The organism is Paraburkholderia sp. (genome assembly GCF_004298475.1).
Lineage (GTDB): Bacteria > Pseudomonadota > Gammaproteobacteria > Burkholderiales > Burkholderiaceae > Paraburkholderia > Paraburkholderia denitrificans.
Genome location: NZ_SCRP01000010.1, coordinates 14,363 through 36,345 on the forward strand (window position 1 = coordinate 14,363; position 21,983 = coordinate 36,345).

The 21,983-nt window shown below is 65.3% G+C and carries 23 protein-coding genes; 7 read left to right on the top strand and 16 right to left on the bottom strand.

Annotation, left to right across the window (positions count from 1 at the left end):
• Positions 1-211: 211 nt before the first annotated feature.
• The 7 genes from EPN59_RS05420 to mltG form a co-directional block, all read right to left on the bottom strand.
• The gene (locus tag EPN59_RS05420) at positions 212-568 is read right to left on the bottom strand and encodes a Rap1a/Tai family immunity protein (RefSeq protein ID WP_293037303.1); all 357 of its coding nucleotides are present in this window, start codon (positions 566-568) and stop codon (positions 212-214) included.
• A gap of 94 nt (positions 569-662) precedes the next feature.
• Positions 663-1,424, bottom strand: coding sequence for an ankyrin repeat domain-containing protein (locus tag EPN59_RS05425; RefSeq protein WP_293037300.1), 762 nt, complete (start codon positions 1,422-1,424; stop codon positions 663-665).
• A 64-nt stretch (positions 1,425-1,488) separates the two neighbouring features.
• Positions 1,489-2,277 carry a TatD family hydrolase gene (locus tag EPN59_RS05430; RefSeq protein ID WP_293037297.1) on the bottom strand — a complete coding sequence of 263 codons (789 nt, stop codon included), beginning with the start codon at positions 2,275-2,277 and terminating at the stop codon, positions 1,489-1,491.
• 18 nt (positions 2,278-2,295) lie between these two features.
• Positions 2,296-2,811: a GNAT family N-acetyltransferase gene (locus EPN59_RS05435; protein WP_293037294.1), complete on the bottom strand. Its 516-nt coding sequence runs from the start codon at positions 2,809-2,811 to the stop codon at positions 2,296-2,298.
• Positions 2,812-2,882: 71 nt separating this feature from the next.
• The gene (locus tag EPN59_RS05440; RefSeq protein WP_293037291.1) at positions 2,883-3,929 is read right to left on the bottom strand and encodes a DNA polymerase III subunit delta'; all 1,047 of its coding nucleotides are present in this window, start codon (positions 3,927-3,929) and stop codon (positions 2,883-2,885) included.
• Between the two features lie 86 nt (positions 3,930-4,015).
• On the bottom strand, positions 4,016-4,636 hold the full coding sequence (gene tmk, locus EPN59_RS05445) for a dTMP kinase (RefSeq protein ID WP_293037288.1): 621 nt from the start codon (positions 4,634-4,636) through the stop codon (positions 4,016-4,018).
• Positions 4,637-5,647, bottom strand: a complete 1,011-nt coding sequence (gene mltG / locus EPN59_RS05450) for an endolytic transglycosylase MltG (protein ID WP_293037285.1) — start codon at positions 5,645-5,647, stop codon at positions 4,637-4,639.
• 78 nt (positions 5,648-5,725) lie between these two features.
• On the opposite strand from mltG, the gene EPN59_RS05455 reads away from it, so the two are divergent.
• Both EPN59_RS05455 and EPN59_RS05460 read left to right on the top strand, forming a co-directional pair.
• Entirely contained in the window at positions 5,726-6,757 is a 1,032-nt protein-coding gene (locus tag EPN59_RS05455) for a folate-binding protein (RefSeq protein WP_293037282.1), read from the top strand.
• A gap of 141 nt (positions 6,758-6,898) precedes the next feature.
• Positions 6,899-7,750 carry an NRDE family protein gene (locus EPN59_RS05460; protein ID WP_293045660.1) on the top strand — a complete coding sequence of 284 codons (852 nt, stop codon included), beginning with the start codon at positions 6,899-6,901 and terminating at the stop codon, positions 7,748-7,750.
• 45 nt (positions 7,751-7,795) lie between these two features.
• On the opposite strand, the gene EPN59_RS05465 is transcribed toward EPN59_RS05460, so the two are convergent.
• The 9 genes from EPN59_RS05465 to EPN59_RS05505 form a co-directional block, all read right to left on the bottom strand.
• Positions 7,796-8,758 carry an alpha/beta hydrolase gene (locus EPN59_RS05465; RefSeq protein ID WP_293039038.1) on the bottom strand — a complete coding sequence of 321 codons (963 nt, stop codon included), beginning with the start codon at positions 8,756-8,758 and terminating at the stop codon, positions 7,796-7,798.
• An 11-nt stretch (positions 8,759-8,769) separates the two neighbouring features.
• The gene (locus EPN59_RS05470; RefSeq protein ID WP_293045663.1) at positions 8,770-9,648 is read right to left on the bottom strand and encodes an SDR family oxidoreductase; all 879 of its coding nucleotides are present in this window, start codon (positions 9,646-9,648) and stop codon (positions 8,770-8,772) included.
• Between the two features lie 114 nt (positions 9,649-9,762).
• Positions 9,763-10,761 (bottom strand): NADP-dependent oxidoreductase, encoded by a 999-nt coding sequence (locus tag EPN59_RS05475; protein WP_293039032.1) that lies wholly within the window; start codon positions 10,759-10,761, stop codon positions 9,763-9,765.
• 75 nt (positions 10,762-10,836) lie between these two features.
• Positions 10,837-11,313, bottom strand: a complete 477-nt coding sequence (locus EPN59_RS05480) for a PaaI family thioesterase (RefSeq protein ID WP_293039029.1) — start codon at positions 11,311-11,313, stop codon at positions 10,837-10,839.
• A gap of 8 nt (positions 11,314-11,321) precedes the next feature.
• Positions 11,322-11,624, bottom strand: a complete 303-nt coding sequence (locus tag EPN59_RS05485) for a Dabb family protein (RefSeq protein ID WP_363928546.1) — start codon at positions 11,622-11,624, stop codon at positions 11,322-11,324.
• 152 nt (positions 11,625-11,776) lie between these two features.
• Positions 11,777-12,955, bottom strand: coding sequence for an acetyl-CoA C-acyltransferase (locus EPN59_RS05490; RefSeq protein ID WP_293039023.1), 1,179 nt, complete (start codon positions 12,953-12,955; stop codon positions 11,777-11,779).
• Positions 12,956-13,082: 127 nt separating this feature from the next.
• Positions 13,083-13,718, bottom strand: coding sequence for a bifunctional nicotinamidase/pyrazinamidase (gene pncA, locus EPN59_RS05495; RefSeq protein WP_293039020.1), 636 nt, complete (start codon positions 13,716-13,718; stop codon positions 13,083-13,085).
• Positions 13,719-13,767: 49 nt separating this feature from the next.
• Positions 13,768-15,849, bottom strand: coding sequence for a 3-hydroxyacyl-CoA dehydrogenase NAD-binding domain-containing protein (locus EPN59_RS05500; RefSeq protein WP_293045666.1), 2,082 nt, complete (start codon positions 15,847-15,849; stop codon positions 13,768-13,770).
• 263 nt (positions 15,850-16,112) lie between these two features.
• Positions 16,113-17,792 (bottom strand): 3-(methylthio)propionyl-CoA ligase, encoded by a 1,680-nt coding sequence (locus tag EPN59_RS05505; protein WP_293045669.1) that lies wholly within the window; start codon positions 17,790-17,792, stop codon positions 16,113-16,115.
• 198 nt (positions 17,793-17,990) lie between these two features.
• On the opposite strand from EPN59_RS05505, the gene EPN59_RS05510 reads away from it, so the two are divergent.
• The 5 genes from EPN59_RS05510 to EPN59_RS05530 all read left to right on the top strand — a co-directional run bounded on the left by EPN59_RS05510 (position 17,991) and on the right by EPN59_RS05530 (position 21,877).
• Positions 17,991-19,553 (top strand): protein adenylyltransferase SelO, encoded by a 1,563-nt coding sequence (locus tag EPN59_RS05510; RefSeq protein ID WP_293040933.1) that lies wholly within the window; start codon positions 17,991-17,993, stop codon positions 19,551-19,553.
• 114 nt (positions 19,554-19,667) lie between these two features.
• Positions 19,668-20,087: a peptide-methionine (R)-S-oxide reductase MsrB gene (gene msrB / locus EPN59_RS05515; RefSeq protein ID WP_293040934.1), complete on the top strand. Its 420-nt coding sequence runs from the start codon at positions 19,668-19,670 to the stop codon at positions 20,085-20,087.
• 114 nt (positions 20,088-20,201) lie between these two features.
• Positions 20,202-20,738, top strand: coding sequence for a septation protein A (locus tag EPN59_RS05520; protein WP_293040936.1), 537 nt, complete (start codon positions 20,202-20,204; stop codon positions 20,736-20,738).
• Complete coding sequence (locus EPN59_RS05525; RefSeq protein WP_293040937.1) at positions 20,735-21,046, top strand: BolA family protein; 312 nt, start codon at positions 20,735-20,737, stop codon at positions 21,044-21,046. The genes EPN59_RS05520 and EPN59_RS05525 overlap by 4 nt, the downstream gene beginning before the upstream one ends.
• A gap of 51 nt (positions 21,047-21,097) precedes the next feature.
• Positions 21,098-21,877: a peptidylprolyl isomerase gene (locus tag EPN59_RS05530; protein WP_293040939.1), complete on the top strand. Its 780-nt coding sequence runs from the start codon at positions 21,098-21,100 to the stop codon at positions 21,875-21,877.
• The last annotated feature ends 106 nt before the right edge of the window (positions 21,878-21,983 follow it).

The window sequence follows — 21,983 nt, forward strand, 5'->3', positions numbered from 1 at the left end:
TACGCGTGGAAACAGCACGAGCGACACGAACGCCACGGCCGCGGACAACGGCGCAGCGTCAGGCGCCGCGTCGGTACGTCGTGAGCGTCATCGCGCGAAGTGACATGAAACCCTGCACGAAACACGGATCCAACCCAGGCAGCACCCCTTGCCTGCCGCCGCTACCCGCCTCTACCCATCAGCCAGCCTCATCGAGCCTGCCATGAGAGGCTCAACTGCCGGGCTTGCAGGGAAATGCTTTACCGAGACCGAGCGAAACAGCCGTGCTTGCGTTGTAGCCGATGATGTTCGGGTTGTCGGCGATGTACCTGCGCACCGCGTCGGTCAACTGCGCCGTGCGTGCATCCGGCGGCAGGCAGAAATACTGGCCGACGCGCGGGCCGGTCGTGCCGCCGATCGCGTCGATCGTGTTGAACACGCCGTCTGCGGCGCCTTCGATGTAGGCCGCGCACGCGCTGCGCGACGCGACATCGGTTTTCATGCAGAGCCGGTTGAGATCGCCTGCCGTGAAGGCAAACGCCGAAAGCGGCAGGACGAGCGCGCTGGCGCAAATCAGAGCCCGCAGCATGATTCTCCTTATTAGTGACGTATAGTGCGGCGGCCCTTCGAGTCGCCGCAGGCTGCCGGCCGTTCCAGGCCGTTCCGGGCGGCCGGCAACCCGGTTATTTTGCACCGTTTTGCGGGGCCGCCGCATTGCCGGACTGGCCGTCCGGCTGCGCCATGCGCGCGCTCAATCCCTTGATCGCGTCCGGCGCCTTGTACTGTTTCGCGAAATCGAGCGCGTTCATGCCGATCTGGTTCTTCGCGTTGAGGTTCGCGCCGCTGTCGAGCAGCAGCTTGACCGTCGACATGTGATCGCCGCGCGCGGCCATCATGAGCGGCGTCGTGCCGTTGGGCGACAGCGCGTCGACCTGGGCCGAATAGCCGAGCAGCAGTTTTGCGATGTCGTCGTTGCCGTTGGCCGCGGCATAGTGCAGCGGGGCCCAGCCTGTCTTGTTGACTTGCGCACCCTTCGTGATCAGCAGCTTTACGAGGTCGAGATCGCCGTTGAGCGCCGCGAGCATCAGCGCGTTTTCGCCTGCGCGGTCTTCCGCGTCGATCTTCGTCTTCGGATTGTCGAGCAGCAGCGCGGCGACCTTGTCGGATTTTTCGCGCGCGGCCAAAACGATGAGCGGGTTGCCCTGCTCGTCGACAGCGTTCGGATCGAGGCCCGTGCCGAGATCGCTGGCGACGCCCTTGTCGTCATCGAACTTGACGGATTTCACGAGCGAGGTGATCGATGCGGCCTGAACGGGCGCGCTCGCCAGCAGTGCCGCGCTCATGCCGAAGACGAGCGCCGCCGCCACGCGCCGCGCGGCGATGGTGCGTGCAGTGCGTGCCGCACGTGTGGAAGAGACGAGGGAAAGTAGCGGTTTGGAGTTCATGTCAAGCCTTAAAATTATTCGCTATCGTTATGATAATAAACAGTATTGACAGCCTGGAAATGCCTTATTCGACGGCCTGGGGAATCTTGAAGAGCCGGAAGAAGTTCTGTGTGGTGGCCGCACCGAGTTCGGCGTCAGACAACCCACGCTGCTGTGCAATGAATCTTCCGACATAACTTACGTACGCAGGTTCATTGGGTTTGCCGCGATAGGGTACTGGCGCAAGGTACGGCGAGTCGGTTTCGATCAGAAGACGCTCGATCGGCACCCGGCGCGCGACGTCCTGGACATCGGTCGCGCTCTTGAACGTCACGATACCGGACAACGAAATATGGAAGTTCTGCGCGAGCGCGCGCTCGGCGACCGGCCAGGGCTCGGTGAAACAGTGCATCACGCCGCCCGGCACGCCCGCGCGCTCCTCTTCCATGAGCCGCAGGGTATCGTCGGCGGCTGCGCGCGTGTGGACGATCAGCGGCTTGTTCGTCGCGTGCGCCGCGCGGATATGGGTGCGGAAACGCTCGCGCTGCCATTCCATGTCGGCGACGGTGCGCTCGCCGAGACGGTAGTAATCGAGCCCCGTTTCGCCGATCGCCACCACCTTCGGATGGGCGGCCAGTTCGGCCAGTTCAGTGACGGTCGGCTCCTTCGCGTCCTCGTGGTCGGGGTGCACCCCGACCGAGGCGTAGACGTTCTCGAACCGCTCGGCGACATCGAGCACCGACGGCAGCGTTTCGAGATCGACGGACACGCATAGCGCGTGCGTGACGGCGTGGGTGCGCATGTTCTCGAGCACCTGCGGCAGGCGCTCGCCGAGGCCCTCGAAGTTGATGTGGCAATGCGAATCGACAAACATGGACAGTCCTGCGCAGGTTCAGACGGCGGCTGAAGCGGCGTCGAGCCGCTTGCCGAGGATGATGAGATCGCGCTCGACGCCGTCGAGCACGGCGACGCGCGGCAGCGATCCCCACACGGCAAAGCCGAAGCTGGTGAAAAGCCGCATGCTCGGCTCATTGTGGCCGAACACGAAACCCAGCACCGTATGGATGTCGAGTCCCGGCGCGGCTTCGATGGCGGCGGCGAGCAACTGCCGGCCGAGCCCCTTGCCGCGCGCGGCTTCGTCCAGATAGAGGCTGACTTCGGAGGTGTGGCGATAGGCCGGACGCCCGTAAAAGTCGGAAAAGCTCAGCCACGCGACGACGCGGCCGCCTTCTTCGACCACCCACAGCGGCCGTTTCGCGGGGCCGTGCGCGTGGAACCACGGCAGGCGGCTTTCCACGCTGACCGGCTCCAGATCGGCGGTGACGAGCCGTGACGGCACGGTCGAGTTGTAGATCGCGACGATGTCATGCAGATCGTCGAGGGTGGCATCGCGGTAGACAAGACTCATGGTGATCAAGATTCGGATAACGGCTCGCCGTGCTGCCGATGGCGCGCAGGCCGGTCCATCCCGGCCTGGGCTCAGGCGAACAATTCACGATAGCCGAGAAACAGCTCCTCGAACACGAGGCGGGCGTTCAGCGGATGGTTCTCCACGGCGCGCTGGCGCGTGACGGTCTTCAGATACCGTGCGAGCGCGCTGGCGTCGAGCTTCGCGGCGCAGTGCGCGAGCGCGGCGTTTGCTTGCGGGAAATAACGCGGACGGCCCGCCGTGCGCTCGGCCAGCAGATCGTAGACCCAGCGCTGCAGCCATCCGAGCACGAGCGGCACCGGCAGCTTCTGCAGCGTTTCGCCGCACGCAAAGGCATCGCACGCAGCGCCCGCCGAAAGCTGCACGATCGTCCAGTCGCGCAAGGTGCGGTTCTCGTCGTGCGCGAGCGCGAGTGCCGCGAGCGGCGCACCGCCCGCCTCGGCAAGCAAGCCCGACGCTCCAGCCACGCCTTGTGCCGCGAGCCACGATTCGGCGGCCTCGGGCGCTGGCGTCGTCATCGGCCACTGGCGGCAGCGGCTGATGATGGTCGGCAAGAGCCGGTCGACGCGCGCCGACACCAGCAGGAACACGACACCGGCGGGCGGCTCTTCCAGCGTCTTCAGCAGTGCATTCGCGGCAGCCACGTTGAGCGCTTCGGCTGGGTACAGTACGACCACGCGCAGGCCGCCGCGATGCGAGCCGACGCCCGCGAAGTCGAGCAGCGCGCGCACCTGCTCGATGCGGATCTCTTTGCTGGGCGTGCGGCTTTTCTTGCCGTCATCGTCGCCCTTATCGCCTTTCTCGGCAGCCTTCTCGCCGTCCTCTGCGCCCGGCATTCCGGCTTCACCGGCCAGCGCTTCGGGGACGACGATCCGATAGTCGGGATGGTTGCCCTGCATGAGCCACTTGCACGCGGGACAGGTATCGCACGGCTCGCCATTGGGCTTCGGGGCTTCGCAGAGCAGACCCTGAGCCAGGTGCTGCGCAAAGCGGAGCTTGCCGATTCCGGCCTGGCCGTGCAGCAGCAGCGCGTGCGGCCAGTGGCTGCGCAATTGCTGAAGGCGCTCCCAGTCGCCGGTCTGCCACGGATAGATCATTTTTGAATCAATCGGTTAGCGGAGAAAGTCAGGATTTGAGGCGAACTCAATACCAAGCCATGAATTCTGCAAATAACGTTTTTAAATCAAAGCGCTGCAATGATTTCTTCGAGTTGTTTGCGAATCGCTTCGATGCTTTGCGTCGAATCGACGATCGAGAACCGGCATGGCGCCTCTTCGGCCCGGCGCAAATATTCGTCGCGCGTGCGGGTGAAGAACGCCTCGGTTTCGCGCTCGAAGCGGTCCGGCTCGCGCGCCGCGCCGCGCCGTTCGCTCGCCGTATCGGTCGGCACGTCGAACAGCACCGTCCGGTCGGGCTGGAAACCACCCTGCACCCAGCGCTCCAGCGCCTCCAGCTTGTCGCGCGGCAACCCGCGGCCGCCGCCCTGATAGGCGAAGGTGGCGTCGGTGAAGCGGTCGGAGAGCACCCAGTCGCCCCGCACGAGCGCCGGCTCGATGACCTGCGCGAGATGCTCGCGGCGCGCGGCGAACATCAGCAGCGCCTCGGTTTCGAGGTCCATCGACTGGTGCAGCAGGATTTCGCGCAGCGTTTCGCCAAGGGGCGTGCCGCCCGGTTCGCGCGTCATGACCACCGTGCGCCCGCTGGGGGCGAGCTTGTCGGCGAGCCTGTCGCGAAACCAGGCCAGATGCGTGGTCTTGCCCGCACCGTCAATGCCCTCGAACGTGATGAATCGGCCCCGCGCCATTTACTGCCCTCGAATGTATTTGTCGACGGCCTTGTTGTGGTCGACAAGATTGTCAGAAAAAACGCTGCTGCCATCGCCGCGCGCCACGAAATACAGCGCGGTGGTCGACGCCGGATTCATCGCCGCCTGCAACGATGCGGCGCCCGGCAGTGAGATCGGCGTCGGCGGCAGGCCGGGGCGCAGGTACGTATTGTAAAGACTGTCGGTCTGCAGATCGCGTTTGTGCAGGCGGCCGCCATAGCGCTCGCCAAGGCCGTAGATCACGGCCGGATCGGTCTGCAGCGGCATACCGGCACGCAGCCGGTTCGCGAACACGGCGGCGACGAGCGGCCGGTCATCCGCCCGGCCCGTCTCTTTCTCGATGAGCGAGGCGAGCGTGAGCGCCTCATACGGCGACCTGAACGGCAGCCCCGGCGCGCGCGCGGCCCACGCATCGGTGAGGCGCGTGTTCATGAGCCGATAGGCGCGGCGGTACACGTCGAGGTCGCTCGTATCTTTGTCGAACAGATAGGTGTCGGGGAAAAACAGGCCTTCGGCGTTGCCCGTCGGTGCCGCTGGCACGCCGATCGCGGCCAGTATCTGCGCGTCGGTCATGCCTGCGGTGTCGTGGTGCAGCGCGGGGTTCGCATCGAGTTCGGCCCGCATGCGCTTGAAGGTCCAGCCTTCGATGATCGTCGCGACGTATTCGTTGACGTCGCCGAGCGCCATTTTCTGCAACACTTCGTACGGCGTCACGCCGAGCTTGAATTCGTAGTTGCCGGATTTGAGCTTGCTCTGGAGGCCGAGCGCGCGCGTCATCAGCACGAACAGCTCGGTCTGGATGGGCACGCCGCCGCTTTGCAACTGCGCCGTGACGCTGCGCACGGTGCTGCGCGGCTTGATGGTGACGTCGAGTTGTGCGGAGGCGAGCGGGACAGGCGCGGTGGCCCAATACCAGACACCGGCCACCGCGCCGGCGCCGAGCACCGCGAGCGCAGCACCGGCGATAAGGCATTTCTTCAGGAGGGACATGCGGAACACGGCTCAAGTGGACCTCATATAATAACTGCTTGCCCTCGCCAACGTCAGGATTGACTGTTCACCGAATCCATGAACTCCCCGCTCGACTCTGCTGCAACGCTCCCGCCCACCGCCACCGAACGCCCCGCTGCCGACGACTTTGACGCCGTGCTCAAGCGCGGCGCGTACGCGATCCTGCCGCAGTTAGGCGTGATCGACGCTCACGGCGACGATGCCGCAAGCTTCCTGCACAACCAGCTCACCAACGACGTCCAGCATCTCGACGTGACCGGCGCGCGCCTCGCGGGCTACTGCTCGCCGAAGGGCCGCCTGCTCGCGTCGTTCCTCACCTGGAAGACCGGCGACACGATTCGCCTGCTGATGTCGAAGGACCTGCAGGCGAGCGTGCAGAAACGTCTTTCGATGTTCGTGCTGCGCTCGAAAGCGAAGCTCACCGATGGCAGCAGCGCACTGCTCGTGGTCGGCCTCGCGGGCGACGTACGCGACGCGCTCGCCGCACAGTTCAACGCGCTGCCCGACGGCGTCCACGTCAAGGTGGACGATCCGGCCGGTACGCTGATCCGCGTGCCCGATGCAGCCGGTCGCCTTCGCTATCTGTGGATCGGCCCGAAAGAAGCGGTCGAGGCACGGCTCGCCGCGCTCGACGGCCAGTTGAAGCGCGTCGCCCCCGAGGTCTGGGACTGGCTCGATATCCACGCGGGCGAGCCGCGCATCACGCAGCCGATCTCCGAGCAGTTCGTTCCGCAGATGGTCAACTACGACGTGATCGGCGGCGTGAACTTCAAGAAGGGCTGCTATCCGGGCCAGGAGGTCGTCGCGCGCAGCCAGTATCGCGGCACGATCAAGCGCCGCACGTCGCTCGCGAGCGTTGCGGCGGGCCTCGATGTTGCGCGTGCGGGCGTCGAACTCTTTCACTCGGACGATCCGGGCCAGCCGTGCGGGATGATCGTCAACGCGGCTGCGGCGCCCGATGGCGGCGTCGACGTGCTCGTCGAGATCAAGCTCGCCGCGCTCGAATCGGGCAGCGTGCATCTGGGCGCGGCGGATGGTCCGGCGCTGCGCTTCCTGCCGCTGCCGTACGCCCTGCCCGCCGAGGCCTGACGCGTTGGCGCTGCTTCGTCAGCTCGCGCGTGGCGTGACGGGCGCGCAGGCGGTTGTGTCCGCGCTTGTGCCAACGGGTGTGCCAACGCTTGTGCCCGCGGTTGTGCCAAATAGGCTGGCGCACGCGCGGGATCTGACGCCGTGTGCCTGATCGTCTTCGACTGGCGTCCTCACGCGCGCGACGGTGCGCTCTTCACGCTCGCCGCGAATCGCGACGAATTCCTGCGCCGTACCGCCGATCCGCTGCACTGGTGGCAAGCAGCGCCCGGCGTGCTCGCGGGGCGCGATCTGGTGGGCGGCGGAACGTGGCTCGGCATGACGCGCGGCGGCCGCTTCGCCGCGCTCACGAATTACCGCGCGCCGCACGAGATGCGCCCCGATGCGCCCACGCGCGGCACGCTCGTTTCGGCGTGGCTCACGGGCGCCGAGGGGCAGCCGGACACGCCGCTCGGCTATCTCGCCGAAGTGGCGCGCGATGGCAGCCTGTACAACGGTTTTAATCTGGTGGTGGGCGACTGGACGCGGCGCGAACTGGCCTGGTACTGCAATCGCGGCGATCTCGCGCCCGCGCTGCTGCCCGAGGGCACGCACGGCATTTCGAACGCCGTGCTCGATACACCGTGGCCCAAGCTTGTGAGGAAGCGCACCGAACTCGCGCAACTCATCAATGGCGCGATGGATGTAACGGAAACTGGCCCGGCAAAGCCCGCGCCGCTCGAACGGCTCGTCGAGATGATGCGCGATCCGCAAGTCGCCCGCGACGACGAACTGCCCGCCACCGGCATCCCGCTCGCACGCGAACGCGCGCTCTCGGCGGCCTTCATCGACACACCCGATTACGGCACGCGCGGCACGACCGCGCTACGCGTGAGCGTAGAGGACGAGCGTATCGAAGTCGAAGCACTCGAACGCAGCGACGACAACGGCTCGCACCGCATCGAGCGGCCCGGCCACTTCGAGCGCCACGAAGCGTTCTCGATCGTTCTGCCCTAACGGCCTTGTCGCCGGTCTCAACACCGCCCTCGCCGCCGGACGCGCTCAGTCGCCCGTGCCGAACGCCTCGCGCAGCGCCTGCGCCGCCTCGGCATGCGCGCGCCGCGCATCCTCCACGAAACCGCCCATCTTGAAGAACTCGTGGATCATGCCCGGGTAGTGCGCGAGCGTCACGGCGTTGCCCGCGTCGCGCAGTTTCTGCGCATAGGCTTCGCCTTCATCGACTAGCGGATCGTATTGCGCGACCGCAATCCAGGCGGGCGCGAGCCCCGCGAAACTAGGCGCCTCGCGCGTGCCGTCGAGCGGCGCGAAGCGCCAGTCGTCGCGATCGTTTGCGTCGCGCACATAGTGATTGAAGAACCACTGGATCGTTTCGGCCGTGAGCAGATGGCCATCGGCCAGACGCGCATGCGAATCCGTGTCCTGGTACCCGCACGTGCCCGGATAGATCAGCAGTTGCAGCACGGGCGCCCTGCCCGCATCGCGCGCGAGCACCGTACATACCGCGGCGAGCGTGCCGCCTGCGCTGTCGCCGCCCACCGCGAGACGCGCTGGAGCGATCGCGTATTCGGCCGCGTGCGCGTGCAGCCAGCTATAGGCGTCGAAGCTGTCGTGGACCGCAGTCGGAAACAGATGCTCCGGCGCAAGCCGGTAATCGACCGACAAGACCGCGCAGTGCGCGTCGCGCGCGAACATGCGGCATAGCGCGTCGTGCGTATCCACACTGCCCACCGTAAAGCCGCCGCCGTGCAGATACACGAGCGCGGGCAGCGGTTCGGCCCAGTGCGGTTCGACCGGGTAATACAGACGTGCCCGGATCGTTGCGCCGTCGCGCACCGGCACATCGAGGTCTTCTACCGAATGCATCGGCGCGGAAGGGATCTCCAGCACCGAGGCACTCTTCTCATACGACGCACGGGCCTCGTGCGGCGCGAGCGTGTGATACGGCGCCCGTCGTGCGCGGGCCACCATTTCAAGTACCAACGCAATCTTCGCGTTCAACGTCATGGTCGTTCAAATCAGGAAGCGTGCTTCACTTCCGGTTTCAGCGAAAGCGGATCAATGGGGTTGCGCAATGTTTCGATATCCTCATGGCGCATTTTCACCGACGCGAGAATCCCCGGATGCGTGAGGATATAGAAGCGCCCTTCGCGCACGGCCTCGAACGTCTGCGCCGCGACGTCCGCGGGCGTCAGGCGGCCCGAGCGCACCGCGCGCTGCAGTTGCAGATCCGCAGCCTGCTGGGAGCGCGTGAGCGGCGCGTCGTTGCGCAGATCGTCGGGACGGGAGCGCTCGGCATTGGCGATGCCGGTGGGCACGAACGCCGGGCACAAGAGCGAGCAGCCGACCGTCGCGCCAACGCTCTTCAGGTCGTGATAAAGCGTCTCGGTGAGCGAGACGACGGCGTGCTTCGACGCGTTATAGACGCCCATCGCGGGCGGCGACAGGAGTCCCGCCACCGACGCCGTATTGACGATATGCGCCGGTTCGCCCTGCGCGAGCATGATCGGCGTGAAGGCGCGCACGCCGTTGGCGACGCCCATCACGTTGACGCCGAACACCCAATCCCAGTCCTTCGCGCTGCTCTCCCACACGAAGCCGCCGGTGCCGACGCCCGCATTGTTGAAGAGCAGATGCACCTTGCCGAAAGCGTCGAGCGCGGCCTTCGCGAGCGCATCGACGGCTGCCGGGTCGCGCACGTCGGTCGGCACGCCGATCGCTTCGGCGCCTGCCGCACGCATTGCGGCGACCGTCTCATCGAGCGGCGTCTTGTCGACATCGGCGAGCACGAGCTTCATGCCGAGCGCGGCGGCCTTTTCGGCGAACGCGCGGCCGAAGCCGCTCGCCGCGCCGGTGATGACGGCCACGCGGCCGTCGAACTGGAACGGATCAGGCATTGCGTATCCTGCGGTAGGGAGCGTCAACGAAACGGGCCAGCGCGCCTCGCGCCGGCCCGGCCGGGTCAGACCAAGCGATGAATCAGGCTGTAAATCAGACTGTAAATCAGCGCGTTAGATCAGCTTGACGAGCTGCTTGCCGAAATTCTGGCCCTTGAGCATGCCGAGGAATGCGGCGGGCGCGTTTTCGAGTCCGTCCGCCACCGTCTCGCGATACACAAGCTGCTTCTGCGCGACGAGCGTGCCGAGTTCCTTGAGCGCCTGCGGCCACAGCTCCATGTGCTCGCTGACGATGAAACCCTGCACGAGCAAGCGCTGCGTGAGCAGCAGCGCGGGATATTTCAGCGGTTGCGGCTGGCCGTCGTAGCCCGAGATAAAGCCGCACAACGCAATGCGGCCGAATGCGTTCATGCGCGCGAGCGTCGCGTCGAGCACCTCGCCGCCGACATTCTCGAAGTAGCCGTCGACGCCATCGGGCGTCGCCGCCTTGAGCGCCTCATAAAGATTGCCGGCCTTGTAGTCGACGCACGCATCGAAGCCCAGCGTTTCGACCACATAGCGGCACTTCTGCTCGCCGCCCGCGATGCCGACCGCGCGGCACCCCGCGCGCTTCGCGAGCTGGCCGACCACGCTGCCGACCGCGCCGCTCGCCGCGCTCACGACAATCGTTTCACCGGCCTTCGGCGCGATGATGCGGTTCAGCCCGTACCAGGCGGTGACGCCCGGCATGCCGACGGGACCGAGATACGCGGAAAGCGGAACGTGCGTGGTATCGACGATATTCAGGCCCGAGCCGTCCGACGTGCCGAATTCCTGCCAGCCGAACATGCCGATCACTTTGTCGCCGGCCTTGAACTTCGGATTGAGCGACTCGACGACTTCGCCGACTGTGCCGCCGATCATCACTTCATTGAGCGGCTGCGGCGTGGCATACGACTTCGCGTCGTTCATGCGGCCACGCATGTACGGATCGAGCGACAGGTAATGATTGCGCACGCGCACCTGGCCTTGTGCAAGCGGTGCGAGCGGCGTCTCGACGAGACGGAAGTTGTCGACGCCCGCCGCGCCTTGCGGGCGTGACGCGAGCAGAATCTGACGATTGGTCTGGGTCATGGCGTTCGCTTTGCGGCGCGAGGCCGCGTAGGGTGGATGCGATTTGCGGGGCAATTAGCGAAGATGCGCGCGGCGTCAGCCGTCGCTCGGTCCCGGTTTCGCGGTGGGATCGCTGCGCAGCCGCTGGCGCGTCACTTCACGCCCCACGGCAAGCCTGCGCATGTATTTGAAGGTGCCGAGCGCCTTCGCGACGAAGTGGCCCGCGCTGTCGCGGATCTCGCCTTCGCAATAGGCCATCGTCGTCGAGCGGTGCAGTACGCGGCCGTACGCGCGCAACTCGCCGCGCCCGGGCTGCATGAAATTCACTTTCATCTCGACGGTGACGACGCCGACGCCGTCCCCCGCGACGCTGCGCGCAGCCATGGCGAGTGCGATGTCGGCCAGCGTCATCGTCACGCCACCGTGCGCGATATCCCAGGTGTTGAGATGCCACTCGGCCAGCGGCAGCACCACTTCACTCGCACCGTCGGTCGCACTCACGAGCCGGGCGCCCAGATGATCGACAAACGGGCTTTCGAGGATGGCGGGCGGCGTCTGCGCCTGATCGGTCATGGACGAACTCACAGTACGTAATCGACGCACTGGCGGCCTTCGGACACCGCCCCGGCGAACTTCTTCACGACGACGTGATCGGGGTGATCCTGGTAGGCGTCCAGTGCGGCTTTGTCGGTGAAATCGGAGACGAGCGCGATGTCGAACGTCGAAGCGAGGCCCGGCTGCGCAAGACCCACTTCCAGATGCAGCGTGCCCGGTACGAGATTGCGGCAGCCTTCGAGCAAAGCCTTGAATTTCACGAGGTTTTCTTCGCGCGTTGCGCCCTCGGCCGACTCTTTGAGCTTCCACATCACGATATGACGAATCACCGTATTCACCTTTTCAGTCTGCATTGAACGGGTGCCGCACCGGGTGCGCACCGACAGGCGTCATGATACCTGTCCTGCATCCGGCGCGAGCGGCGCTTCTCTCGATGTGTGGCGCGCGGCGATGGCGCGACTAGCGCACCATCGCGCAAGGGTCAGACGACTTCGAACAGACCCGCTGCGCCCTGTCCACCGCCGATGCACATCGTCACCACGACGAATTTCGCGCCGCGGCGCTTGCCTTCGATGAGCGCGTGGCCGGTCAGGCGCGCACCCGACACGCCGTACGGGTGCCCGACCGCAATGGCGCCGCCGTTCACGTTCAGACGGTCGTTGGGAATGCCGAGCTTGTCGCGGCAGTACAGCACCTGCACCGCGAACGCTTCGTTCAGCTCCCACAGGCCGATATCCTCGACCTTCAGGCCGGCCTGCTTCAGCAGCTTCGGCACGGCGAACACCGGGCCGATGCCCATCTCATCCGGCTCGCACCCCGCCACGGCAAAGCCCCGGAAAATGCCGAGCGGCGCGAGCCCTTCGCGCTCCGCGACCTTCGCGTTCATCACGACGCACGCGCTCGCGCCGTCCGAAAACTGGCTCGCATTGCCCGCCGTGACAACGCCGCCCGGCAGCGCGGTGCGGATCTTCGACACGCCTTCGAGCGTCGTGTCGGCGCGAATGCCTTCGTCGGCGGCGATCGTGACTTCGCGCGTGACGAGCTGGCCGCTCGCCTTGTCGGCGATGCCCGCGAGCACCGTTATCGGCACGATTTCCGCGTTGAAAAGACCTGCCGCCTGCGCCGCCGCCGCGCGTTGCTGCGACTGCACGCCGTATTCGTCCTGGCGATCCTTCGCGATTTCGTAGCGCTTCGCAACGTTCTCGGCAGTTTGCAGCATGCTCCAGTAAATCTCGGGCTTGTTCTGCGAGAGCCAGCCTTCCATCATCATGTGGCGGTTCATCTCGTTCTGCACGCACGAGATCGACTCCACGCCGCCCGCGACGAACACCTCGCCCTCACCGGCAATCACGCGTTGCGCGGCGAGCGCGATGGTCTGCAGTCCGGAGGAACAGAACCGGTTCACGGTCATGCCCGGCACCGTGACGGGCAGTCCGGCGCGCAGGGCGATCTGGCGCGCGATGTTGCCGCCCGTCGCGCCTTCCGGGTTGGCACAGCCCATGAGCACGTCCTCGACGCGCGCCGGGTCGATCCTGGCGCGCTCGACGGCGGCTTTCGTCACATGGCCGCCGAGCGTGGCGCCATGGGTCATGTTGAAGGCGCCTTTCCACGATTTGGCGAGGCCCGTGCGGGCGGTCGAAACGATTACGGCATCGGTCATGCGTGTCTCCTGAGTGTCGATCGCGGCCGGCGCTTCAGCGCTGGCTGCGATCCCAAGCGAATGCGTTGATCCTGCGAAAATTTCCCGAATAAAACGGACGGCTCGTGGGTGCCGCGCAGTATGCCAATCACACCGCGCCGCGCTCGACGTCGGCTGACTGCGCGCGCGTCACGCCCGCAGCGGCCAGTTGCGTCCACGCGGCAGCGAGCGAGCCTTGCAGATCGATCGCGCGCGAAGCGTCCTCGATCAGCACGACCTCGAACCCGGCGGCCCGCGCATCGAGCGCGGACCACGCGACGCAGTAGTCGGTCGCGAGGCCGCAGCAATACACGCGCTTCACGCCGGTGTCGCGCAGATAGCCTGCAAGGCCCGTGGGTGTCGTGCGGTCGGCTTCGAGGAACGCCGAGTAGCTGTCGACGTCCGCGTGATGCCCCTTGCGGATGATCGCGCGTGCATGCGGCACATCGAGCCCGCGATGCAGCGCGGCACCATTGGTGCCCTGCACGCAATGCGTCGGCCACAGCACCTGCTCGCCGGACGGCAGCGCAATCGTCTCGAACGGCTGACGACCCGCGTGATTGGCCGCAAACGACACGTGCTGCGCGGGGTGCCAGTCCTGCGTGAGCACCACATGGCTGAAGCCTTTCGCGAGCCGGTTCGCCACCGGCACGACTTCGTCGCCGTGCGCGACGGCCAGCGCCCCGCCCGGCATGAAGTCGTACTGGAGATCGACCAGCAGCAACACGTCGTCTGCGCTTCTCATGATGTCCGTCCGTTCGTGCGTCCGTTTGTGCGTCCGAATGCGTGCGCGGTCAGTTGAACGTGCCGCCCTTCCCGGCCAGCGCGCTCACCAGCGGCGCGATCTGCCACGCGTCGCCATTCGTCTGCTGCGCGTAGCCGCGAATGGCGCGGGCCACGTTGTAGAGCCCGACCTTGTCCGCGTAGAGCATCGGGCCGCCGCGCCACAGCGGGAAGCCGTAGCCCGTGAGGTAGACCATGTCGATGTCCGACGCCTTCGAGGCGATGCCCTCTTCGAGAATCTTTGCGCCTTCGTTCACGAGGGCGAACACGAGACGCTCGACAATCTCCTCGTCGGCGATCTTGCGGCGCACGATGCCTGCTTCCTTCGAATAGCCGATCACCATCTCATCGACGAGCGCGGAAGGCAGTGCGTTGCGCTCGCCCGCCTTGTAGTCGTACCAGCCCGCGCCGGTCTTCTGGCCGAAGCGGCCGAGTTCGCAGAGGCGGTCGGCGATCTTCGAGTACTTGAGGTCCGGCTTTTCCTGATAGCGGCGCTTGCGGATCGCCCAGCCGATGTCGTTACCGGCGAGATCGCTCATGCGGAACGGCCCCATCGCGAAACCGAATTTCTCGATTGCGCGGTCGATCTGCGCGGGCAGCGCGCCTTCTTCGAGCAGGTAAAGCGCCTGGCGGATGTATTGCTCGATCATGCGATTGCCGATGAAGCCGTCGCACACGCCCGACACCACGGCAGTCTTGCGGATCTTCTTCGCGATCTGCATGACGGTGGCGAGCACGTCCTTGGCCGTGTCCTTGCCGCGCACGACTTCGAGCAGCTTCATGACGTTGGCCGGGCTGAAGAAGTGCATGCCGACCACGTCCTGCGGGCGCTTCGTGAATGCGGCGATCTTGTCGAGATCGAGCGTCGACGTGTTCGATGCGAGGATCGCACCGGCCTTCGCGACTTCGTCGAGACGCTTGAAGACCTGCTCCTTCACGCCCAGCTCTTCGAACACGGCTTCGATGATGAGATCGGCCGACTTGAGGTCGTCATAGGACAGCGTCGGGCGGATCAGCGCCATGCGCGCTTCGAGCTTCTCGATCGTGAGCTTGCCCTTCTTGACCTGCACTTCGTAATTCTTGCGGATCGTCGCGAGGCCGCGATCGAGCGCTTCCTGCTTCATTTCGAGCAGCGTGACGGCGATGCCCGCGTTCAGGAAGTTCATCGTGATGCCGCCGCCCATCGTGCCCGCGCCGATCACGGCAACCTGGGCGATCTCGCGCACAGGCGTGCTCGACGGCACGTCGGGAATCTTGCTTGCGGCACGCTCGCCGAAGAACGCATGACGCAGCGCGTGGCTTTCCGGCGTCTGCACGAGTTCGACAAAGCATGAGCGCTCGAATGCGAGGCCGCGCTCGAAGCCTTGCTTCACGCCCGCCGCAATCGCATCGACGCATTTCACCGGCGCCGGATAGTTCTTCGACATCGCCGCGACGGTATTGCGCGAGAACTGCAGGAAGCCTTCGGCATTCGGATGCGCGATCTTGCGGTTGCGCACGAGCGGATGCGGCCCGGCCTTGTCGCCGACCTTGCGCGCGAACGCGATGGCTTCTTCGAGCAGATCGCCTTGCGCCATCGCATCGAAGAGGCCCGAACTCGCGAGCTTTTCGGAGGGGACCGGTGCGCCGCTCACGATCATGTTGAGCGCGGCTTCGAGGCCGATTGCACGCGGCAGACGCTGCGTGCCGCCCGCACCCGGCAGCAGGCCGAGCTTCACTTCGGGCAGCGCGATCTGCGCGCCGGGCGCGGCGATGCGGTAGTGCGCGCCAAGCGCGAGTTCGAGACCGCCGCCCATGGCGACGCTATGAATCGCCACCACGATTGGCTTGGCGCTCTTCTCGACTTCCGCGATGACGGTGTGGAGCGTGGGCTCCTGCAGCGCCGCAGGCGTATTGAATTCCGTGATGTCCGCGCCGCCCGAGAACGCCTTGCCCGCGCCCGTGATCACGATGGCCGTGACGGCCGGATCCTGCGCCGCGCGCGCGATGCCTTCGACGATGCCGGTCCGGGTCGACAGCCCGAGGCCATTGACGGGCGGGTTGTTGAGCGTGATGACGGCGACGCCGTCACGAGTCGTGTAATCCACTGCCATTGGGCTGCCTCCATGCGTGCGGGCCGCGTTGTGCGTCGTCGGTTTGATTGTCCGACATTCCCGGTCAGAAGGCAGAATACCCAAAAAAGAACGTTCGTTCAATTTCTTATTGCTGCGCACATATCAGGGTTTTACCGAGGGCCGCTGCGCCAAACACGGTACACGCATGGTCCACACACGGCGTCGCGCAAAGAAAAAGGCGCAACCCGCGCGTTGCGCCTTTGGACCCTTGATGATGGATGAAACCGCGCGCTCAGCCGCTATCAGCGATTGGTGCCAGGCTCGCCGAGCGGACAATTTTCGGTGGCAAGCGCCGTGGGCAGCACGTGATCGCGGAACTGCTCGCGCAGTTTGAGCTTTTGCAGCTTGCCGGTCGCCGTGTGCGGCAACTCTTTGACGAACACGACATCGTCGGGCAGCCACCACTTCGCCACCTTGCCTTCATAGAAGGCGAGCAGTGCTTCGCGCGTGACCGTCGCACCGGGTTTCAGTACCGCCACAATCAAGGGCCGCTCGGTCCAGCGTGGATGCGCACAGGCGATGCACGCCGCTTCCGCGACAGCCGGGTGCGCCACGGCGATATTTTCGAGGTCGATCGAACTGATCCATTCCCCGCCCGATTTGATGACGTCCTTGCTGCGGTCGGTGATCTGCATGAAACCATCGGGGTCGATGGTGGCGACATCGCCGGTCGGAAACCACCCGTTGACAATCGGCGAACCGTTTTCCTGACGAAAATACCGGTCGATCACCCAGGGCCCGCGCACGTGCAGGTCGCCGAACGCGACGCCGTCCCACGGCAGTTCCTCACCCTGCGATCCGACGATTTTCATGTCCACGCCGAAGATCACGCGCCCCTGCTTTTCGAGCAGCGCGCGCTGCGCTTCGAGCGGCCGCTGCGACTGCTCCCAGTTGAGCTTCGCGAGCGTCCCGAGCGGCGACATCTCGGTCATGCCCCACGCGTGGATCACCTCCACGCCGTATTCGTCCTCGAACGCGCGCAACATCGCGGGCGGGCACGCCGACCCGCCGATCACGGTGCGCTTGAGCGTGGAGAAGCGCACACCCGCCTCGCGCATGTACCCGAGCAGGCCGAGCCAGACGGTCGGCACGCCCGCCGAGCACGTCACGCGCTCGGCCTCCATGAGTTCGTAGAGCGACTTGCCGTCGAGATCCTTGCCCGGCAGCACGAGCTTCGCGCCGTTGAGCGCCGCCGCGTACGGAACACCCCAGGCGTTCACATGGAACATCGGCACGACGGGCAGAATCGCGTCGCGCGAGGACAGCGCCATGGCGTCGGGCAGCGATGCGCCATAGGCGTGCAGCACCGACGACCGGTGCGCGTACAGCGCACCTTTCGGATTGCCGGTCGTGCCGGACGTGTAGCAAAGGTTCGAGGCGCTGCGCTCGTCGAGCAGCGGCCATTCGTATTCGCCGTCCTCGGCTTCGATGAGCGTCTCGTAGCTCAATACCGGCGTGCGCATCCCGGGAAGATGCACTTCGTCGGTGAGCGCGATCCAGCCGCGCACGTCTGGGCACTGCGGAGCGAGCTTGTCGATGAGCGGCGCGAACGTGATATCGAAGAGGACGTACTGATCCTGCGCGTGGTTGATGATGTACGCGATCTGCTCGGGAAAGAGCCGCGGGTTGATCGTGTGGCACACGGCGCCGAAGGCCGGCACGCCGAAGTACGCCTCAAGATGCCGGTAACCGTTCCATGCGAGCGTGCCGATGCGCTCGCCCGGCGCGACGCCGAGCGCGATCAGCGCCTGCGCGAGCTGCTTCGAACGCTTCTCGCAGTCGCGATACGTGTAGCGATGCACGTCGCCCTCGATGCGGCGCGACACGATCTGCGTGCCGCCGTGATGCCGCGCCGCGTGCGCGATCAGCGACGATACGGTCAGTGGTACATCCATCATCTGTCCCAACAGCGGCGCAGTCATCGTTGCGGTCTCCTCGCCTTGAATGTCTGTGATCTGCTTGTGTCTGATCGGATGGTCGAGCCGTCGCGGTCCGCATGGCGGGCTCAAGCGGGCGGCCAGCACGTCCGCTGGCGCGGATTTACAATATCGGCTATTCATCAGGCGCTCAATATGTCGTTTTCACCAGGCCCCAATACTCCCCTGGCGGACTGCGCCGCGATGCGCGACGTCCGCGACGGTCCGCTCGCCCAAGTCGAATGCGCGCTCACCGCAGCGCGCGACGACGCCTTCGGCGCACTCGGCACCACCTTTTTCACACGATTGCCGGCAGATCCGCTGCCCGCGCCGTATCTCGTCGGCTTCTCGGCGGACATGGCGTCGCGGCTCGGCCTCGACGCCGCTATCGCCGACGATCCCGCATTCGCGCCGTACTTCGCAGGCAATGGCACGCGCGAACGCACGCCGCAGTCGATGTCGTATGCGTCGGTCTATTCGGGCCACCAGTTCGGCGTGTGGGCCGGTCAGCTCGGTGACGGGCGCGCGCTCGGCCTCGGCGAGATCGAGCACGCCGGCCAGCGCTACGAGCTTCAGCTCAAGGGCACGGGCCGCACACCGTACTCCCGCATGGGCGATGGCCGCGCCGTGCTGCGCTCGTCGATCCGCGAGTTCCTGTGCTCGGAGGCGATGCACCACCTCGGCATTCCGACCACGCGCGCGCTCACGGTAGTCGGTTCCGATCAGCCGGTGCGGCGCGAGACGATCGAAACGTCGGCGGTCGTCACGCGCGTCTCGCCGAGTTTCGTCCGCTTCGGCCACTTCGAGCATTTCTACGCGAACGATAATTTCGCCGCGCTGCAAACGCTCGCGGATCACGTAATCACACGCTTTTATCCGCATCTGCGCGAAGCCGACGATCCGTATCTCGCGCTGCTCGACGAAGCCGTGCGCAGCACGGCGGCGCTGATGGTCGAATGGCAGGCGGTAGGGTTCTGCCATGGCGTGATGAACACGGACAACATGTCGATTCTCGGCCTTACGATCGACTACGGCCCGTTCGGTTTCATGGACGGCTTCAACGCGAACCACATCTGCAATCACTCGGATTCGCAGGGCCGTTACGCGTACAGCATGCAGCCGCAGATCGGCTACTGGAATCTCTTCTGCCTCGCGCAGGCGCTGCTGCCGCTCTTCGGCCAGAAGCGCAATGAAGTTGACGACGCAACTGACGACAAGGCGCGCGGCGAGCGTGCGGTAGCGGACGCTCAAGGCGTGCTCGAACGCTTCAAGGGCTATTTCGGGCCCGCGCTCGAAGCACGCATGCGCGCGAAGCTCGGCCTTGAAACGGAACACGACAGCGACGACGCGCTGGCCAACCGTCTCTTCGAGATCATGCATGCGAACCGGGCCGACTTCACGCTGACGTTTCGCCATCTCGCGCGCCTGTCGAAGCACGGCGCGGACAACGATGCGCCGGTACGCGATCTTTTTCTCGACCGCGCCGCCTTCGACGCATGGGCGAACGACTATCGCGCGCGCCTTGCGCTCGAACCGCGCGACGATGCCGCGCGGGCCACGGCGATGAACCGCGTGAACCCGAAGTTCGTGCTGCGCAATCACCTCGCGCAGACTGCGATCGAACGCGCCGCGCAGAAGGACTTCAGCGAAGTGGAGCGGCTCTTGCGCGTGCTCTCGCGTCCGTTCGACGAACAGCCGGAGCACGCCGCTTATGCGGCAGAGCCGCCCGAGTGGGCGCAATCGCTCGAACTCAGTTGCTCCTCGTGAGCCATGCGCTATAGCTGTGCGCAATAGCCATCCGCATTAGCCGTGCGTTTTAGCCGCACTCTCGCGTTTTTCTTCGCACTGGCGCTGCCCATTTCGACAGACAGGAACCCACACATGAGCCACGACGATCACAATTCCGACGCCTATCCCGGCCACAAGGACGATGCCGCCTGGCGCGAGCAGCTTTCGGAGATGGAATACCAGGTCGCGCGCCATGCGGCGACGGAGCGGCCATTCACGGGCCGCTACTGGGATCACTGGGACCGCGGCGTCTACGACTGCGTATGCTGCGGCACGCCCCTCTTCGAATCCGATACGAAATTCGACGCCGGATGCGGCTGGCCGAGCTATTTCCGCCCGATCAACGGCGAGGTGGTCGAGGAGCGCACCGACCGCTCGCACGGCATGCTGCGCATCGAAGTGCGCTGCAAGCACTGCGGCGCGCATCTGGGGCACGTATTCGAAGATGGCCCTGCGCCGACCGGCCTTCGGTATTGCATCAATTCGGCTGCGCTACAATTCGAGCCCAAGTGAGCGCCGGGTGCGGCGGATGTGGCATGCGCGCCGCAGCAGTCGTCACGACGCTCAAGCAAAACGCGACGCCGCACACGGCGTTGTGCCCTGTTTTTACGGACTTCCAGGCCGATAATGAAATTCCTGTTTGATCTGTTTCCGATCATCCTGTTCTTCGTTGCCTTCAAGGTGTGGGGCATCTTTACGGCAACCGCCGTGGCGATCGTCGCGACACTCGTGCAGATTGCATGGGTCGCATTCCGTCACCGCAAGGTCGATCCGATGCTCTGGCTCTCCCTCGGGATCGTCACCGTGTTCGGCGGCGCAACGCTCGTGCTGCACGACGAAACCTTCATCAAGTGGAAACCCACCGTCCTCTACTGGGCGTTCTCCGTGGCGCTGCTCGTCTCGCAGATCGGCTTCGGCAAGAACCTGATCGAAGCGATGATGGGCAAGCAGATCACGCTGCCGCACCGGATCTGGACGCAGCTCAACTTCATCTGGGCCATCTTCTTCGTGCTGCTCGGCATCTTGAACCTCTTCGTGGCGTTTCACTTCTCGACGGACGCATGGGTCGATTTCAAGCTGTTCGGCGCCACGGGCATTCTCGTTGTGTTCATCGTCGGACAGAGTCTGTGGCTCTCGCGTTACATCAAGGAGGAGGAAGAATGAGCGCGGTTTTCATCAATGCAAGCCCGGCTGAGCGTGTGGCGCTGATCGAGTCGCGCCTCTCGGCGGCGCTCGCGCCGGTCGTGTCGATCGAGGTGCGCGACGATAGCGCACAGCATGCCGGCCACGTCGGCGCAGCCGCGGGCGGGCACTACAGCGTCACGATCGTTGCGGCCGCATTCGCCGGGAAAGCCCGCCTGGCAAGACATCGCATGGTGTATGATGCGCTGGCCGATGCGATGCAGCGCGGCATTCACGCACTCGTAATCACGGCGCTCACGCCGGAAGAAGCTGCGGCGCTGCCCCGGTAGCCTATCTTTTAGTTCGTTCTTTTGGTTCGTTCGCCCTGTTAGGACTTTTCGATGACCTTGAAAAAAACCCGCTTCTGGGTGTTGCTGGCTGCGTGCGCCGCTGCGCCCGTCTTCGCGCAGAACATCGCCGTCGTCAACGGCACGCCGGTTCCCAAGTCGCGCGCCGATGCGCTGATCAACCAGCTCGTGCAACAAGGCCAGCAGGATACGCCGCAGCTGCAAATGCAGGTGCGCGAAGAACTCGTGCGACGCGAAATCCTGATGCAGGAAGCGTTGCGCCAGGGCATCCCGAACCGGCCGGACGTGAAGGCGCAGATCGCCATGACGCAGCAGACCGTCGTGCTGCGCGCGCTGATCGAAAACTTCGTGAAGAACAACCCGCCGAGCGACGCCGAGATCAAGGCGCGCTACGATCAGTTGACGCAGCAAGGCGGCGGCAGCGAATTCCACCTGCACCACATCCTCGTGGATAACGAGCAGCAGGCGAAGGACCTGATCGCGAAGATCAAGGGCGGCGCGAGCTTCGAAGACCTGGCCAAACAATACTCGAAGGACCCTGGCTCGGCGAAGAACGGCGGCGATCTGGACTGGTCGGATCCGAAGGCCTACGTGCCGGAATTCGCCGAAGCGGCCACGCATCTGCAAAAAGGCCAGATGACCGACACGCCGGTTCACACGCAGTTCGGCTGGCACATCATCCGTCTCGACGACACGCGCGCGATGACGCCGCCGCCGCTCGAACAGGTGCGCGACCAGATCAAGCAGCAACTGCAGCAGGAAAAGCTGCAGGCGTTCGAAGAGAAGCTGACCAAGCAGGCGAAGATTCAGTAACGCGCACTACGCGCGGCTGTGCCGGAGAACCCCGCGCTTTGCAAAAGGTGCGGGGTTTGTTTTTTGCCGCGTGCACCGCATCTGGCAAGCGATTAAAAGCGCGTAA

Bases quoted from the DNA above. Each gene is read 5' to 3' on its own strand.
- EPN59_RS05420 (WP_293037303.1), bottom strand. From the start codon at position 568: ATGCTGCGGGCTCTGATTTGCGCCAGCGCGCTCGTCCTGCCGCTTTCG.
- EPN59_RS05425 (WP_293037300.1), bottom strand. From the start codon at position 1,424: ATGAACTCCAAACCGCTACTTTCCCTCGTCTCTTCCACACGTGCGGCA.
- EPN59_RS05430 (WP_293037297.1), bottom strand. From the start codon at position 2,277: ATGTTTGTCGATTCGCATTGCCACATCAACTTCGAGGGCCTCGGCGAG.
- EPN59_RS05435 (WP_293037294.1), bottom strand. From the start codon at position 2,811: ATGAGTCTTGTCTACCGCGATGCCACCCTCGACGATCTGCATGACATC.
- EPN59_RS05440 (WP_293037291.1), bottom strand. From the start codon at position 3,929: ATGATCTATCCGTGGCAGACCGGCGACTGGGAGCGCCTTCAGCAATTG.
- tmk (WP_293037288.1), bottom strand. From the start codon at position 4,636: ATGGCGCGGGGCCGATTCATCACGTTCGAGGGCATTGACGGTGCGGGC.
- mltG (WP_293037285.1), bottom strand. From the start codon at position 5,647: ATGTCCCTCCTGAAGAAATGCCTTATCGCCGGTGCTGCGCTCGCGGTG.
- EPN59_RS05455 (WP_293037282.1), top strand. From the start codon at position 5,726: ATGAACTCCCCGCTCGACTCTGCTGCAACGCTCCCGCCCACCGCCACC.
- EPN59_RS05465 (WP_293039038.1), bottom strand. From the start codon at position 8,758: ATGACGTTGAACGCGAAGATTGCGTTGGTACTTGAAATGGTGGCCCGC.
- EPN59_RS05470 (WP_293045663.1), bottom strand. From the start codon at position 9,648: ATGCCTGATCCGTTCCAGTTCGACGGCCGCGTGGCCGTCATCACCGGC.
- EPN59_RS05475 (WP_293039032.1), bottom strand. From the start codon at position 10,761: ATGACCCAGACCAATCGTCAGATTCTGCTCGCGTCACGCCCGCAAGGC.
- EPN59_RS05480 (WP_293039029.1), bottom strand. From the start codon at position 11,313: ATGACCGATCAGGCGCAGACGCCGCCCGCCATCCTCGAAAGCCCGTTT.
- EPN59_RS05490 (WP_293039023.1), bottom strand. From the start codon at position 12,955: ATGACCGATGCCGTAATCGTTTCGACCGCCCGCACGGGCCTCGCCAAA.
- pncA (WP_293039020.1), bottom strand. From the start codon at position 13,718: ATGAGAAGCGCAGACGACGTGTTGCTGCTGGTCGATCTCCAGTACGAC.
- EPN59_RS05500 (WP_293045666.1), bottom strand. From the start codon at position 15,849: ATGGCAGTGGATTACACGACTCGTGACGGCGTCGCCGTCATCACGCTC.
- EPN59_RS05505 (WP_293045669.1), bottom strand. From the start codon at position 17,792: ATGACTGCGCCGCTGTTGGGACAGATGATGGATGTACCACTGACCGTA.
- EPN59_RS05510 (WP_293040933.1), top strand. From the start codon at position 17,991: ATGCGCGACGTCCGCGACGGTCCGCTCGCCCAAGTCGAATGCGCGCTC.
- msrB (WP_293040934.1), top strand. From the start codon at position 19,668: ATGAGCCACGACGATCACAATTCCGACGCCTATCCCGGCCACAAGGAC.
- EPN59_RS05520 (WP_293040936.1), top strand. From the start codon at position 20,202: ATGAAATTCCTGTTTGATCTGTTTCCGATCATCCTGTTCTTCGTTGCC.
- EPN59_RS05525 (WP_293040937.1), top strand. From the start codon at position 20,735: ATGAGCGCGGTTTTCATCAATGCAAGCCCGGCTGAGCGTGTGGCGCTG.
- EPN59_RS05530 (WP_293040939.1), top strand. From the start codon at position 21,098: ATGACCTTGAAAAAAACCCGCTTCTGGGTGTTGCTGGCTGCGTGCGCC.